The organism is Aeromonas sp. ZOR0002, from assembly GCF_963866995.1.
Lineage (GTDB): Bacteria > Pseudomonadota > Gammaproteobacteria > Enterobacterales > Aeromonadaceae > Aeromonas > Aeromonas caviae.
Map to the genome: position 1 here is coordinate 1 of NZ_CAWMFQ010000255.1, position 575 is coordinate 575.

Consider the following 575-nt stretch of genomic DNA (forward strand, 5'->3'; position numbering starts at 1 on the left):
CACCCTTCACCCCTCCTCCCGCAGCGCCCGATAGAGGGTGGTGCGACTGATGCCAAGACGGCGCGCCGCCTCGCTCACGTTGCCGCCGCACTCTGCCAGGGTCTGCTGCACCCGCTGCCGGCTCTGCTCGCGCAGGGTATTCCCTCCCAAAGGTGAGCTCGCACCCCCCGCCACGGCGGGCAGATGCAGATGGGCAGGTTCAATCCAGCCCTGCCCCTCTGCCAGTACACAGGCCACCTCCAGCGCCTGTTTGAGCTGGCGCACGTTGCCGGGCAGAGGGTGGGCCAGCAACCGCTGCTCCGCCTCCCGGCTCAGTTGCAGTGCCGGGTCCATCTGGGCGAGCAGGTTCAGGATCAGCCCCTGACGCTCGGGCACCGACCAGGCCCGCAGGGGTGCCAGTTGCTGGCGCCAGCCGCAGATGCGGTAGTAGAGATCTTCGCGAAAGGTGCCGACCGCCACCATGGCCGCCAGATCCCGATGGCTGGCGCTGACCAGCCAGAAATCCACCGCCTCGGGTCTGTGGCTGCCCACCGGGGTGACGACGCGCTCCTGCAACACCCGCAGCAGCCGGGTCT

General features: G+C 69.2%; 1 protein-coding gene. It reads right to left on the reverse strand.

What is annotated here, in order from left to right:
* Nucleotides 1-6 precede the first annotated feature (6 nt).
* The coding region (locus AACR77_RS14070) for a sigma 54-interacting transcriptional regulator (RefSeq protein ID WP_042882380.1) at nt 7-575 on the reverse strand (569 nt) is incomplete at its 5' end.